A 14650-nucleotide genomic window follows, 5' to 3' on the forward strand; every position below is an offset into this window, starting at 1 on the left:
ATATTATCGCGGGATGGAGCAGCTCGGTAGCTCGTCGGGCTCATAACCCGAAGGTCATAGGTTCAAATCCTATTCCCGCAATTGGTCCCATGGTGTAGGGGTTATCACGCCTGCCTGTCACGCAGGAGATCACCGGTTCAAATCCGGTTGGGACCGTGTGACTTATGTTTACCATCTCTTTGGAGATGGTTTTTTAGTATAGAAAATTAAATTTATTAGAGTATAGAGTTAATAAGTATTGTTACTTGTTAACTCTATTTTTTTGTTTAGATAATAAAAAAACAGGAGATAAGCATTCAGCTTATCTCCTGTTAAATAGATGCACCACCAGGGAGTCGAACCCTGATTACAAGAACCGGAATCTTGCGTGCTATCCATTACACTAGCGGTGCATTTAATCAATACTTTAATATGATAGCTTAAAAAAAGAAAAAAAACAAGGGCTGAATTCAAAAGCAAAACGTGTAAATTATAATATTTTAAGACTTGATAAAGAAGCTCAATAAAAGGTTAAGATTAAGTTCAGGTGAGATATTGCTTGCAAAATGAATAGAGGACTGCTATACTCATAACTGTAAGCGGTATAAGAACAAATTATATATAATTTGTTGTTGTACGTGTTTTTTTAAAATCACTGGGTCGTTCAGCGACACCGTTGGACGTTAAATGTCCCGATGAGATGAGGACGAGATTATGCACCAAGAAAGTAAATTGATTAATACCATCGTGCCTGATTTAATCAAAGTGATGGAACAAAGATTTAATATCTTACGTAACATTGCTTTTAGTGAGCCGGTTGGTAGAAGATCTTTAGCACAAACCTTGGGAATAAGTGAACGTGCTCTACGAACGGAAACTGATTTTTTACGGCGACAAGATTTAATTGTAACAACACGTTCGGGAATGATATTAACTGTTAAAGGAAATGAAACAGTTACTGGTTTAACGAATGTGATGGATCAATTATTAGGATTGAGTCAGCTCGAAAAAGAACTCTGTGAAACTTTAGAAATAAAAAAATGTTTAATAGTTTCTGGAGATAGCGATCAGCAAGAGTTTGTGAAAGAAGCAATTGGTAAGCTTGCAGATGATTTATTACAAGAAATCCTACCTAAAGGTGATAATATTATTGCTGTTATGGGAGGTACAACGATGGAACAAGTTGCAGAACAAATGACTTGTGATCTAGCGTTGAAAAGAACACTAACTTTCGTCCCAGCAAGGGGTGGGCTTGGTGAAAAAGTTGAAATTCAAGCTAATAATATTAGTGCGAAAATGGCTTTGAAAACAGGCGGGAAGCATCGTGCGTTATATGTTCCTGAACAAGTTAGTAAAGATACTTATCGGACATTAATTACAGAGCCGGGCGTTCAAGAGGTTATTCAATTAATCAAAGAAAGCAATGCGGTTGTTCACAGTATTGGTGATGCAATTAGTATGGCGGAACGGCGTTATATGCCTGATGAGATTATCGAAAAAATGCGCGAGAAAAATACGGTTGGTGAAGCGTTTGGTTATTTCTTCGATGAAAACGGACAAATAATTTATCGTATTCCAAAAATCGGATTGAATTTAGAAAATCTCGCGGATATGGAAACTGTCGTAGCAGTTGCTGGTGGATCAGCAAAAGCCCAAGCAATTGTTGCATATATGAAGATTGCTCCGAAACAAACATGTTTAGTTACAGATGAAGGAGCAGCTAGAGCGATTTTAAAAAAGTAATGTTTAATTAGGAAAAAGCATTACTGTTTAAAATAAATTTTTATTTCCTAAAAGGAGGAAATTTTAGTATGTCTACTAAAGTTGGTATTAATGGTTTTGGTCGTATTGGTCGTTTAGCATTACGTCGTATCTATGCTACATCAGAAGATTTAGAGGTAGTTGCAATTAATGATTTAACATCTCCAGCAATGTTAGCTCATTTATTAAAATATGATACAGCTCATGGTCAATTTGACGGTGAAGTATCAGCAACAGAAAATTCTCTTATCATTAACGGTAAAGAAATCCCTGTATATGCAGAACCAGATGCAAAAAATATTCCTTGGGTTAAGAACAATGGTGTTGAATTAGTTCTTGAATCAACAGGTTTCTACACATCTGAAGAAAAAGCATCTGCTCACTTAGAAGCAGGCGCAAAACGTGTCTTAGTATCTGCACCAGCAGGTAAGATTACAACAATCGTTTATGGTGTAAACGATGATGAAATTACAGCTGACAAAAAAATTGTTTCTGCTGCATCATGTACAACAAACTGTTTAGCTCCACTTGCTAAAGCAATGAACGATGCATTTGGTATCAAAGCTGGTACAATGACAACAATTCATGCTTATACAGCAACACAAAAATTACAAGATGCTCCAGATCGTGGCGGTAATGTTCGCTCAGCTCGTGCAGCTGCAGAAAACATCATCCCTCATTCAACAGGTGCTGCTAAAGCTATCGGCTTAGTTGTTCCAGAATTGAATGGTAAATTAGACGGACATGCACAACGTGTTCCAGTTATTACAGGTTCATTAACAGAATTAGTTGTATCTCTTGATAAAGAAGTTACAGTTGACGAAGTAAATGCAGCTGTTAAAGCTACAACAGAAGGTAACGCATCATTTGGTTACAATGCTGACGGTATTGTATCTTCAGATATCATCGGAACAACATTTGGTTCTGTATTCGATCCTACACAAACACAAGTTGTTGGTGAAGGCGAAGGCCAAGTAGTTAAAGTTGTTGCATGGTACGATAACGAAGCTGGTTTTACAGCTCAAATGATCCGTACATTAGAAAAATTTGCAAGCTTACTTTAAGAATTAGGCGTCAAGCTTATTTGAAAACAGCATAGCAAGTTGTTGAGGCGGGAGGAGTTAAGCTCCTCTCGCCTTTTGTTTTAATAATAAATGGAGGTTTGCTATACATGGCTAAACTTATTGTTTCAGATTTAGATGTTAAAGGAAAAGACGTGTTAATTCGCGTTGATTTCAACGTTCCAATGAAAGATGGCGTAATTACTGATGACAATCGAATGAAGGCAGCTTTGCCAACAATCGAATATGTAATCAACAATGGCGGGAAAGCAATTTTACTTTCTCACTTAGGACGTGTAAAAAAAGAAGAAGATAAAGCTAAATTATCACTTCGTCCAATTGCAGAACACTTAGCTGATTTATTACAAAAACCAGTTACATTTGTTCCAACAACACGCGGGGCACAATTAGAAACAGCTGTTGCTAATATGCAAGATGGTGATGTTTTAATTGTGGAAAACACACGTTTTGAAGATGTTGATGGTAAAAAAGAATCAGGTAACGACGCTGAATTAGGTCAATACTGGGCATCATTAGGTGATGTTTTTGTAAATGATGCATTTGGTACAGCACACCGTTCACATGCTTCTAATGTTGGTATTGCAACTAACATGAAAGCAGAAGGAAAACCTGTAGCTGCTGGATATCTTTTAGAAAAAGAAATCGAATTTTTAGGAAATGCAGTTGATAATCCACAACATCCATTTGTTGCTATCTTAGGTGGAGCAAAAGTTTCCGATAAGATTGGAGTTATCCAAAACTTATTAACAAAAGCTGATAAAGTTATTGTTGCTGGTGGTATGGCATATACATTCTTTGCTGCTAAAGGCATTAAAATTGGTGATTCTTTAGTTGAAGAAGATAAAATTGAATTAGCTAAACAATTAATGGAAGAAGCTGGTGATAAATTAGTATTACCAATTGATAACATTATTGTTGAAGATTTTTCAAATGATTTACCAACACAAGTTAATGAAGGTGACATTCCTGATGGATACCAATCATTAGATATTGGACCTAAATCAATCGAATTATTCAAGAGTATCTTAAAAGATGCTAAGACAGTTGTTTGGAATGGACCAATGGGTGTCTTTGAAATGAGTAATTTTGCTACAGGTACATTAGAAGTTGCTAAATTCTTAGGAACATTAACAGATGCAATTACAATTGTTGGTGGTGGTGATTCTACAGCTGCAGTTAACCAATTAGGTGCTGCTGATAAATTATCACATATTTCAACAGGTGGTGGAGCATCCTTAGAATACCTTGAAGGTAAAGAATTACCAGGTATTGAAATTGTTTCTGAAAAATAAAAATTAATTCATTTAGTTGGAAAATAGTTAATTTTTATTGTGAACACGAAAGGACGAATATTAATGCGTACACCTATTATTGCCGGTAACTGGAAAATGAACATGAATCCAGTTCAAACTACAGAATTTGTGAAAGCTGTTAAAGATCAATTACCAAAAGCTAGCCAAGTAGAATCCGTAATTGCAGCACCTGCTGTTGATTTACCTGCTTTACTTGCAGCTGCTGAAGGTTCTGAATTAAAAGTTGCAGCTGAAAATTGCTACTTTGAAGATCAAGGTGCTTTCACAGGAGAAACATCTCCAAAAGTTTTAAATGAAATGGGCGTTGATTATGTAATCATCGGTCACTCTGAACGTCGTGAATATTTCCATGAAACAGATGAAGATATTAACAAAAAAGCTCATGCTATTTTTGCAAATGAAATGACACCAATCGTTTGTTGTGGTGAAACATTAGAAACAAGAGAAGCTGGCAAAGCAGAAGAATGGGTGAAAGCTCAAGTTACAGCTGCTTTGAAAGATTTAACAGCTGATCAAGTTGCTAAATTAGTTATTGCATATGAACCAATTTGGGCAATCGGAACAGGTAAAACAGCTACATCTGATCAAGCAGAAGAAATCTGTGCAGTTGTACGTGAAACTGTTGCTGGTCTTTATGGTCAAGAAGTTGCCGATCAAGTTCGTATTCAATATGGTGGTTCAGTAAAACCAGCTAACGTTAAAGAATTAATGGCTAAACCAAACATTGATGGTGGTTTAGTTGGTGGAGCTTCTTTAGTTCCAGAATCATTTTTAGCATTAGTAAATTACCAAAACTAATCACTTAAAAACTTATTTGTTTTAATTGCAACTTTTGCATAAAAACTATAAAATGAGCTTGAGACATATTTCTCAAGTAAACAAACTCAAAGGAGAGAAAAAATATTATGTCAGCAATTACAGAAATTTATGCACGCGAAGTCTTAGACTCCCGTGGTAACCCAACACTTGAAGCAGAAGTTTATACAGAATTAGGTGGTTTCGGTCGCGGAATCGTTCCTTCTGGTGCTTCTACAGGTGAACACGAAGCTGTTGAATTACGTGATGGCGATAAATCACGTTATTTAGGTAAAGGTGTTACAAAAGCAGTTGATAATGTTAACACAGTTATTGCTAAAAACATTATCGGTATGGAAGTTACAGATCAAGTAGCTATCGATAAAGAAATGATCGCTTTAGATGGTACACCTAACAAAGGTAAATTAGGTGCTAACGCTATCTTAGCAGTCTCAATCGCTGTAGCTCGTGCAGCAGCAGCTGAATTAGGTGTTCCTTTATACAACTATATCGGCGGATTCAATGCTCACGTTTTACCAACACCAATGATGAACGTTATCAATGGTGGTGAACATGCAAATAACAAAGTTGATTTCCAAGAATTTATGATTATGCCTATTGGTGCTAAAAGCATCAAAGAAGCTATCCGTATGGGTGCTGAAACATTCCATAGCTTAAGTGGTATTCTTGCAGAACGTGGTGAATTAACATCAGTTGGTGATGAAGGTGGTTTCGCACCAAACAACTTAAACACAAACGAAGAACCATTTGAACTTTTAGTTGAAGCTATTGAACGCGCTGGCTACAAAGCTGGTACAGATATTGCAATTGCTTGTGATGCTGCTGCTTCCGAATTCTACAATGCTGAAACAGGTATGTATGAATTAACTGCAGAAGGTAAAGCTTTAACAACAGAAGAATTTATCGACTACTTAGAAAAAATCGTTGATAAATACCCAGTTATCTCAATCGAAGACGGTTTAGATGAAAACGATTGGGAAGGTTGGCAAATGTTAACAGAACGTCTTGGTGACAAAGTTCAACTTGTTGGTGATGACTTATATGTTACAAACACAGATTACCTACGTAAAGGTATCAAGTTAGGTGTTGCTAACTCAATCCTTATCAAAGTTAACCAAATCGGTACTTTAACAGAAACATTAGAAGCTATTGAAATGGCTAAAGAAGCAGGCTATACAGCTGTTGTTTCCCACCGTTCAGGTGAAACAGAAGATACAACAATTGCTGACTTAGTAGTTGCTACAAATGCTGGCCAAATTAAGACAGGTTCATTGAGCCGTACAGACCGTATTGCTAAATACAACCAATTAATGCGTATTGAAGATAACTTGACAAGCCAAGTTGCAGAATACAAAGGTATTAACTCATTCTACAACTTAAGCGAACAAGCTCGTCAAAACATTATGAACAAATAATTTAGCGATCAGCTGAGAAACAAGGACAAGAGACCAACATTGGTCTCTTGTTTTATTTACATATAAGAATTCAAGTGAGGAGTTAAGACTGATGAAACGAATCACCAAACGCTATTTTTTAAATTTTGCGCGCTTTTCGTTTATTATTAAGGGATTAGTATTAGGTGTTATTGTAGGGGTTGTAGTTAGTTTGTTCCGTTTAACAATTGAAAAAATGATGGATTTTGTTAAATGGAGTTACCATATTATGGGACAAAAACCACAATATATTGTTTTATGGGTAGGTTTAATGATTGTAATTTCTTTTATTACCGGGAAATTAATCAAAGCTGATCCAAATATTAAAGGTTCTGGTATTCCACAAGTTGAAGGTCAACTCGCTGGAGAATTAGAAATGAATTGGTGGTCTGTTTTATGGCGGAAATGGATTGGTGGGGTCTTAGGAATTGGCTCTGGTCTATTTTTAGGTCGTGAAGGTCCATCTATTCAATTAGGTGCAGCCTTAGGTCATGGATTTGCAGATTTAACGAAAAAACGAGGATCTGCCAAACGGGTCTTAATTGCAGGTGGTTCTGCTGCTGGTTTATCAGCGGCGTTTAATGCACCAATTGCAGGGACATTATTTGTGCTAGAAGAAGTTTATCATAATTTTTCACCATTAATTTGGACAACAGCTTTAGCATCAGCTGTGTCGTCTAATTATATTTCGATGAATTTCTTTGGATTAGAACCTGTCTTGAAAATGGCACCTAGTCGAGTTTTTCCTTTAAAATATTATTGGCATTTATTATTAGTTGGGATTTTCTTAGGGTTATTAGGATTGTTATATCAATATATGACTTTAAATTCATCTAAAATTTATGATAAAATCAAATTTTTACCAGAGCAATATCGTTCGATTATTCCATTATTGTTAATTATTCCGATTGGATTATTTTTACCATTATCTTTAGGTGGTGGGAATGGATTAATTATTAATGCGGTTGATTTACCAGTAGGTTTAATGACCTTATTAGGAATATTTGTTTTAAGAATTGTTTTTTCAACAGTGTGTTATGGGACTGGCTTACCAGGTGGTATTTTCTTACCAATCTTAACTTTAGGAGCTATTTTAGGTGCCATTTATGGACGGTTTATGGTTGATATGGGATTATTACCTCAATATTTAGTTGTGGATTTTGTCATTTATTCGATGTCGGGATATTTTGCCGGAATTGGTAAAGCGCCTTTTACAGCTATCCTCTTGATTACAGAAATGGTGGGATCTTTACATCATTTAATGCCATTAGCAGTAGTAACTTTAACAGCGTATGCCGTAGTTGATTTATTAGGTGGAGCTCCAATCTATGAAGCAATGTTAAGTCGTTTATTGAAAAAAGATCACAAAGAAGTTCAAGGTGATTATAGTGATCGTTTAGAAATTCCGGTTTTTGCTGGATCATATATTCAAGGTAAACAAGTTCGTGATATTAAATGGCCAGATACATGTTTATTAATATCAATTCGTCGTGGTGAAAAAGATACAATACCACATGGTGATACATTGATTCATAGTGGTGATACATTAGTTGTGTTAACGACACACGCTAATCGATGTCATGTTCGTGAAAAAATATCAACAATTACTAATAAAATGGTCGAGAATTAAAAGTTGAAACTGGAAAAATGTTATAATATGTGCTAAATTAGAATAGATATATTATAAAGCGAGTGAGGAGGGTACATTTTGTACAAAACACTCTTAACACTATTATTGATTACATCTGTGTTGATTATTATCGCGGTAATGATGCAACCAGCTAAAACTGATGATGCTGCCAGCTCATTTTCGGGTGGTGCAAGTGAATTATTTAGTAAACAAAAACCTCGAGGATTTGAAGCATTTATGCAAAAAGTAACAACTGTTCTAGGTTTAGTATTTTTTGTGCTATCTTTAGCGTTAGTTTACATTTCATCACATTAATCTGATATGGAAACCTCCTGCATAATTCAGGAGGTTTTTTTAATAAAAAATCATAATAGACAGATAAATAGAGAAATTATAGATAAAAAGAAGAATTTTAAGTAAAAAGAGGAATTTATGGAAAAAGAAAAATTAAAACAAGCATTACTAGCATTTTTCGCAAAAAATCCAAATCAAGCATTTACAGTTAAAGAAATTGTAAAGCAACTTGGTATGGATCAAGCGGGACAATTTAAATTTGTTGTGCAAGCTTTAGCACAATTAGAACATGATCATCAAATTAGTTTAGATGAAAATGGGGCATTTATGCAGCCCGAAAAAACAGAAAAAGCAACATATCCAGGCGTTTTTCATGCCAATGATCGGGGATTTGGTTTTGTCACAATTGATCCTGAAAAGCCTGATGTTTTTGTTAATCCAACACAAACAAAATCAGCTTTAAATGGTGATGAAGTGGAAGTTAAATTAACTTCTTTAGGCGATGAAAAACAAGGGCGGAGTCCAGAAGGTAAAATTGTTAAAATTTTAAGTCACTCATTAAGTCAAGTTGTGGGTGAATTTCAAGCTGATCCAACTTTAGGAGCTGGAGTGATTGGTTCCGTTAAATTAAAAGATAAGAAACTAGCTAAGTATCAATTTTTAGTAACTGATAAAGGACTTCATCCAGTTAGTGGAGAAGTTATTTTAGCTGATATCACAGCTTATCCAGAAGAAACACAAGGTGATACTTTAGAAGGTGTGGCTTTAAAAGTTATCGGAAATGTGAATGATCCGGGAATGGATATTTTACAAATTGTGTATCAACATGATATTCCAACTGAATTTCCGGATGCAGTGATGGAACAAGTTGCACAGATTCCGAATGAAGTTACAGAAGAAGAAAAAGTAGGTCGTGTTGATTTAACAGAACAAGACTTAGTAACTATTGATAGTATTGAATCTAAAGACTTAGATGATGCAGTTAACGTGTGGAAATTACCAAATGGTAACTATCATTTAGGCGTTCATATTGCCGATGTTTCTCATTATGTTCAACCAGGAACACCTTTAGATAAAGAAGCGTTGCATCGGGGAACATCTGTTTATTTAACAGATCGAGTAATCCCAATGTTACCACCAAAACTTTCTAATGGAATTTGTTCTTTGAATCCACATGTTGAACGTTTGGCGATGACTTGTGAAATGGAAATTACTCCACAAGGTGAATTTGTAAATCATAAAATTTTCCCAAGTGTGATTCGTTCTACGGAAAGAATGACATATAAAGCAATTAACAAGATTTTAGAATCTGATGATCAAAAAATGATTGAACGTTATGCAGCTTTAGTCCCAATGTTTAGAGATATGAAAGAATTGCATAAAATTCTGTTGAAGAAAAGAAAACAACGTGGTGCGATTGAATTTGAAGATCGTGAAGCAAAAATTATCGTTGATGAAGCTGGTCACCCAATTGATATTCAAATTCGTGAACGGGGAACAAGTGAACGAATGATTGAATCATTTATGTTAGCTGCTAATGAAACGGTGGCTAAACATTATACTGATTTACATGTACCATTTGTTTATCGGACACACGAAACACCAAAAGAAGAAAAGATTAAATCATTCTTTGAATTACTTTCCACATTTGGTGTCGAAGTAACAGGTAAGAGTACTAATGTGCAACCAAAAATGTTACAAGGTATTTTGAAAAAAGTTGCGGGTAAACCAGAAGAAGCAATGATTTCAACTATGTTATTACGTTCCATGCAACAAGCTAAATATTCTGATCAACCATTAGGACACTTTGGTTTAGCGGCTACAGATTATACACACTTCACTTCACCAATTCGTCGTTATCCGGATTTAATGGTGCACCGTTTGATTCGTTTTTATAATGAAAATGGTACTTCAGAAGAAGCACAAGAAAAATATCGGGCAGCTTTAGCTGAAATTACAGATCATAGTTCTAAGACAGAACGGCGTGCAATCGATGCCGAACGCGATACAGATGCTATGAAAAAAGCTGAATTTATGCAAGATCATGTTGGGGAAACATTTGATGCTGTTGTTAGTTCAGTAACAAAATTCGGGATGTTTGTGGCTTTAGATAATACAATTGAAGGTTTAATTCATATTAGTGCTTTAGATGATGATTATTATGAATTTTTAGAAAAACATTTAGCGTTAGTTGGTCGTCGTACGAAACATACGTATCGTATTGGACAACCGATTAAAGTTAAGTTAGTTAATGTTAATGCTGAACAAAAAGAAATTGATTTCAAATTAGTAGCAACAGATGATATTCCGAAAACTAATTTATTGAAAAAATATGGTGACAAGAATAATAACGGACGTCCGCAAAATAAACGGAATGGTCAATCTGGTCAACGTAATCGTAATAATAATCGTTCACGTTCTAATAAACCATCTTTTAAACATGGTAAAAAACCACAACAACGAAGAACCAAAAGACGTTAAGGTAAAGGAGTTGTCAATTAATGGCAAAAAAACCACAAAAATTTGATCGTCCTTTAGCACAAAATCGTAAAGCAAGTCATGATTATCATATTTTGAGTACGGTAGAAGCAGGGATTGCTTTAACCGGTACTGAAATTAAATCAATTCGCGCGAGTCGGATTAATTTAAAAGATGGTTATGCTCAAATTAGAAATGGAGAAGCTTGGTTAGCTAATGTGCATATTTCACCATATGAACAAGGTAATCAATTTAATCATGATCCATTACGAAATCGTAAGTTACTGTTACACCGTAAAGAAATTATTCGTTTAGCTAGTGAAACACAAAATAAAGGTATTACGTTAGTTCCTTTAAAAGTGTATATCAAAAATGGTTATGCAAAAGTTTTAATTGGTGTAGCTAAAGGTAAACATGATTACGATAAACGCGAAACATTAAAACGTAAAGATCAAGAACGTGAAATTCAACGTGCTTTGAAAAATTATTAAATATCAGACTACTTTAATCTATCCTAGATTAAAGTAGTCTTTTTTTGTGCAACAAAACTTACAAAATGTATATAATATTTTTCTTAATATAAAGAAATTAAAAAATTATATATGATATAATTGTACTAATTGTATAAAAATATCAACATTGTTTAGGGTTTAATTTACAGGGGGATTATATGAAGAAAATAGACGAAAGTAAACAACATTATCGCATGTATAAATCTGGTAAAAATTGGCTGTTCAGTACAATTACAACCATTATGCTAGCCAGTGGATTAGGTGTATTTACGAATAGTTTAACTGTTAATGCAGATCAAATTGAGCAAGTAAATGATAAGAAACAAATTATTTTAGAAAAAGATAATACAAATCGTTTAACGAGTCAAGATTTGCAAGAGTCCAAAGAAGTAGTGTTAAAAGACAATGATCAAGATACATTAGATATGGATAAAATGGCTGTGGATTATGCAAAAGGTATAGTTACGGCATTACTAACAGATAAGGTTAGTGATGCGACAACGGCTATTTTTGATTATAATGAAACATTAAAACAAAAATATCAACAAAAAATTGTTACTTTAGAAACTAGAATTAAAGGAAAAATTGCAAAAGCAACATCACTATATGATGTTAAAAATATTGAGAATGATATTGCGACAAAGTTTAACGATTTAATTACTTCAGCTCAAGATGAGTTTAAATCAAGTGAACAATTAAAAGAAGAACGTAAAGTTGCTATTGAAAAAATTAATAAAGCAGTTAAGTTAGAACAACAAAAATTAAATAAAATTAGTAACTTGTCTGATAAGTCAAAATATGAAAAAGGGCTTGAAGAAGAGCAACAAAAAGCTCAAAAAGAAATTGAAAATTTGGAAGATATTCAAACAATTCAACAAACGGTTTTAGCATATGAAAAACGATTTGCTGAAATTGTGCGACGTGCAGAATTAAGTGGTGTAGAAAGTTTAGAACGATTAAAAGGATTAATCGCTGAACAGATGTTAAAACTTCGTAATGAAATGTTAGGTCACTTAAATGTTAAATTAACTGATTTGACAGAAGCTGAAATTTCAACTTATAAAAATACAGTTGAAAATTATTATCAGCATCATTATTAGAGTTAAAGAAGGATACAACAGCATATTATTGTTATGGACAATTAAATGGTTTGGATACAATGTATGCTGATCTATTGAATCAAAATTTAGATTTACAATTAAGAAATCAAAAACAATCTTTCAAAAATCAGGTTCATAGTGCAATTGAAAGTAAAATCCAGGCATTAAATACAGCTAAAAGTATACCAACTCATATTATAGATAAAATTAATAACAGCTTAATTAATTTGGAAAACTTAATCAAAAAAGAGTTGATTCTGTGTGTTACAAAAAATCAGATAGAAGTTCTTCGTCAACGATCTCAAGAACAACTTAAAAACGTTGATAATATGATTAGAGATTTGGCTATTAAACGAATTAAAATAAAAACAAATTATGTGCAAAAAGTCATTAAAGATAAAACTAAAATTACTAGTGAAGTTAAAAAGCAATATCAAGAAGATGTGCGGCGAATAAGTGAAAAAGCACTTGCGGATATTAATCAAAGCAATGATATAGCAAAGATTTGTAATATCTTAGATCATGCAATGTTAGAAATTCCTAAAATAAAAGGTTTCGCGAATGTTGAACAAGTATTTGCAGTGTATAGCCGAAATATGAATAAACTTTCTAAATTAACAGCTGCAGAGAAAAAAGCATATTTAGATAAGATGGAAGTTTTATACAAAAAAGCGCTTGCGGATATAAAAGCTTTTACAAACGTTGGGACCATTACTACCGATTTAAGTAATAACTATAAAGGTATTAAAGATGATATTGAACAGGAATTTAAAGCTGCTAAATTAAAAAATGTAAAAAGAATTCAATTAGCACAACTTAATAAACTATATACTGAATTTAAACAAGTTTTACAAAATAATGTATCAAAAGAGAAATATCCAGATTATCTTGCTATTACAGCTGTGATGACAGCTAAATATCGTACAAAGATTGAAAATGCTTTAAAAATTACAGATGTTAAGGGAATTGTTAAGAAATATGATGAGCAAGTTAAATTAGGTGAAAACTTATTAACAAAATTAGGTCAAGCAGTAAGTGAAGCTCAACGTAAAATTAATGATTTGAAATATTTGACAGGTCCTAACTATAGTATTAAAAAGCAACATTTAACCAATATTGATAATGTATATCTGGAATTAGAGCAAAAATTACAAGCAGTTAGTGAATCTGGGATAGTAAAAGACAAAGCTACTGCATATATTGATGAAAAAATTCAAGTTATTAATGATATTGTGAAAAAGGCTCAATTCCAAAATGAACAAGAGGGTGCTAAAGAAGAATTAGAAGAAGTAAGTAATAATGCCCATATGATTGTTCAAAATATGAAATATTTGGATAGTACTAAACAAAGTGAAATAAGTGCTAAAATTACAAAGATTACAGAAGAAACAACAGATAAAATTGATCAAGCTAAAGAATTAACACAAATTACTACTGAAAAAACAAAAGGGATTAATGCTATTAAGGCTTTGTTAAATCAAGCTCAACAAGAAGAAGCTGAACAAGCAGAAAAAGCATTAGCTGAATCTAAGACAGCAGCGAAACAAGCAATTGCGGATAAAGCAAAAGCAGCAAAAGCAACAATTAATGGCTTGAAAGATTTAACGGAAGCAGATAAGCAAGCTAAAGCAGACGCAGTTGACCAAGCGGTCACAAAAGCAAATGAAGCAATCGATAAAGCAACCAAAGATCAAGTAGCTGGTGAACAAAGTAAAGGCGAAACAGCAATCGATCAAGTTGTAACAGCGGCTAAAGAATTGGATGCGGCTAAGGCAGCAGCGAAACAAGCAATTGCGGATAAAGCAAAAGCAGCAAAAGCAACAATTAATGGCTTGAAAGATCTAACAGAATTCGACAAGAAAGCCAAAACAGCTGAAGTTGACCAAGCGGTCACAGAAGCAAATGCGGCAATTGAAAAAGCAACAAAATCTGATGTTGAAACAGCTACAGAAGCTGGAAAATCAGCAATCGATCAAGTTGTAACAGCGGCTAAAGAATTAGATGCGGCTAAGACTGAAGCCAAACAAGCAATTGCGGATAAAGCAAAAGAAGCAAAAGCAACAATTGCCGGCTTGAAAGATCTAACAGAAGCCGACAAGAAAGCTAAAGCAGCTGAAGTTGACCAAGCAGTCACAGAAGCAAATGCGGCAATCGATAAAGCAACTAAAGATGAAGTAGCTAGTGAACAAAGTAAAGGCGAAACAACAATTGATCAAATTGTGAAAGCAGCGCAAGACTTAGATTCATCTAAG

Annotated in this window: 11 protein-coding genes and 3 tRNA genes; 13 read left to right on the forward strand and 1 reads right to left on the reverse strand. The window is 34.0% G+C overall.

Going from position 1 to position 14650, the window contains the following annotated elements; translation table 11 throughout:
• Positions 1 to 7: 7 nt before the first annotated feature.
• Both G540_RS0100340 and G540_RS0100345 read left to right on the forward strand, forming a co-directional pair.
• A tRNA-Met gene (locus G540_RS0100340) sits at positions 8 to 81 on the forward strand.
• 2 nt (positions 82 to 83) lie between these two features.
• A tRNA-Asp gene (locus G540_RS0100345) sits at positions 84 to 156 on the forward strand.
• Between the two features lie 164 nt (positions 157 to 320).
• On the opposite strand, the gene G540_RS0100350 is transcribed toward G540_RS0100345, so the two are convergent.
• Positions 321 to 392 (reverse strand) — tRNA-Arg (locus tag G540_RS0100350).
• Between the two features lie 301 nt (positions 393 to 693).
• Between G540_RS0100350 and G540_RS0100355 the strand changes: the two genes are divergently transcribed.
• The 11 genes from G540_RS0100355 to G540_RS06755 all read left to right on the forward strand — a co-directional run.
• Positions 694 to 1722 (forward strand): sugar-binding transcriptional regulator, encoded by a 1029-nt coding sequence (locus G540_RS0100355; protein WP_027106364.1) that lies wholly within the window; start codon positions 694 to 696, stop codon positions 1720 to 1722.
• 68 nt (positions 1723 to 1790) lie between these two features.
• On the forward strand, positions 1791 to 2804 hold the full coding sequence (gap, locus tag G540_RS0100360; protein ID WP_027106365.1) for a type I glyceraldehyde-3-phosphate dehydrogenase: 1014 nt from the start codon (positions 1791 to 1793) through the stop codon (positions 2802 to 2804).
• A 107-nt stretch (positions 2805 to 2911) separates the two neighbouring features.
• Positions 2912 to 4114, forward strand: a complete 1203-nt coding sequence (locus tag G540_RS0100365; RefSeq protein ID WP_027106366.1) for a phosphoglycerate kinase — start codon at positions 2912 to 2914, stop codon at positions 4112 to 4114.
• Positions 4115 to 4177: 63 nt separating this feature from the next.
• On the forward strand, positions 4178 to 4933 hold the full coding sequence (gene tpiA / locus G540_RS0100370) for a triose-phosphate isomerase (protein ID WP_027106367.1): 756 nt from the start codon (positions 4178 to 4180) through the stop codon (positions 4931 to 4933).
• 107 nt (positions 4934 to 5040) lie between these two features.
• Positions 5041 to 6366, forward strand: a complete 1326-nt coding sequence (gene eno, locus G540_RS0100375; RefSeq protein WP_027106368.1) for a phosphopyruvate hydratase — start codon at positions 5041 to 5043, stop codon at positions 6364 to 6366.
• A 91-nt stretch (positions 6367 to 6457) separates the two neighbouring features.
• Entirely contained in the window at positions 6458 to 8014 is a 1557-nt protein-coding gene (locus G540_RS0100380; RefSeq protein ID WP_027106369.1) for a ClC family H(+)/Cl(-) exchange transporter, read from the forward strand.
• Positions 8015 to 8092: 78 nt separating this feature from the next.
• Complete coding sequence (secG, locus tag G540_RS0100385) at positions 8093 to 8329, forward strand: preprotein translocase subunit SecG (protein WP_027106370.1); 237 nt, start codon at positions 8093 to 8095, stop codon at positions 8327 to 8329.
• A gap of 117 nt (positions 8330 to 8446) precedes the next feature.
• Positions 8447 to 10789: a ribonuclease R gene (rnr, locus tag G540_RS0100390; RefSeq protein ID WP_027106371.1), complete on the forward strand. Its 2343-nt coding sequence runs from the start codon at positions 8447 to 8449 to the stop codon at positions 10787 to 10789.
• Between the two features lie 20 nt (positions 10790 to 10809).
• Positions 10810 to 11277 (forward strand): SsrA-binding protein SmpB, encoded by a 468-nt coding sequence (smpB, locus tag G540_RS0100395; RefSeq protein WP_027106372.1) that lies wholly within the window; start codon positions 10810 to 10812, stop codon positions 11275 to 11277.
• A 179-nt stretch (positions 11278 to 11456) separates the two neighbouring features.
• Positions 11457 to 12398: a KxYKxGKxW signal peptide domain-containing protein gene (locus tag G540_RS0100400; RefSeq protein ID WP_027106373.1), complete on the forward strand. Its 942-nt coding sequence runs from the start codon at positions 11457 to 11459 to the stop codon at positions 12396 to 12398.
• Between the two features lie 59 nt (positions 12399 to 12457).
• Positions 12458 to 14650: DUF1542 domain-containing protein (locus tag G540_RS06755; protein WP_035463412.1), on the forward strand; the 2193-nt coding region annotated here is incomplete at its 3' end.

This window comes from Ligilactobacillus ceti DSM 22408 (assembly GCF_000423245.1).
Lineage (GTDB): Bacteria > Bacillota > Bacilli > Lactobacillales > Lactobacillaceae > Ligilactobacillus > Ligilactobacillus ceti.